This window comes from Chromobacterium alticapitis, from assembly GCF_002924365.1.
Classification (GTDB): domain Bacteria; phylum Pseudomonadota; class Gammaproteobacteria; order Burkholderiales; family Chromobacteriaceae; genus Chromobacterium; species Chromobacterium alticapitis.
The window spans coordinates 1-750 of the sequence record NZ_PQWB01000169.1 but is presented as its reverse complement, the minus strand read 5'-3'; the positions used below and the strand labels follow the sequence as shown (position 1 = coordinate 750).

Annotated in this window: 1 protein-coding gene; it reads left to right on the top strand. The window is 70.3% G+C overall.

What is annotated here, in order from left to right:
* The coding region (locus tag C2I19_RS20460) for a KS-MAT linker domain-containing protein (RefSeq protein ID WP_146056907.1) at nucleotides 1-750 on the top strand (750 nt) is incomplete at both ends.

The window sequence follows — 750 nt, the reverse complement described above, 5'->3', positions numbered from 1 at the left end:
CAGATGCGTCACCGCACGCTGGCCAAGAGCCTGCACTGCGACGAGATCAATCCTTACATCGACCTGCAGGACAGCCCTTTCTACATCGTGCGCGACACCCAGTCCTGGACGCCGCTATCCGATGCCCGGGGCAAGGCCTTGCCCCTGCGCGCCGGCGTGTCTTCTTTCGGCTTCGGCGGCGTCAACGCCCACGTCGTCCTGGAGGAATACCGGCCGCCCGCCGCGCCGGCCAACGCGCCGGCGATCCGGCCGCAGGCGTTCGTGCTGTCGGCCAAGACTTCGGAGCGACTGCGCGAGCAGGCTGCCCGCCTGCTCGCCGCGCTGGCCGAATACGGCGAGGACGATCTGGACGCGCTGGCCTACACCCTGCAAACCGGCCGTGAAGCCATGGGCTTCCGTCTGGCCTGCATGGCCGCCAGCCTGGACGAGCTCCGTGGACAATTGCAGGGCTATCTGGCCGACGCCGCCGAGCTGAACGCCGTCTACGCCGGCGAGGCCAAGCACCACCGCGAGGCCATGGCCGCCCTTGGCGGCGACGAGGAGCTGCAGGCAACCCTGGGCCGCTGGCCGCAACGCGGCAAGCTGGGCAAGTTGCTGAGCCTGTGGAGCAAGGGCTTGGACGTGGACTGGTCTCGGCTGTACGGCAATGAGCGGCCGCGTCGTCTGGCGCTGCCGACCTACCCCTTCGCCCAGGAGCGGTATTGGGTCGCCCCGCGCCTGGCCGGCGGCGCCGCCAGCACGCGCACCGCG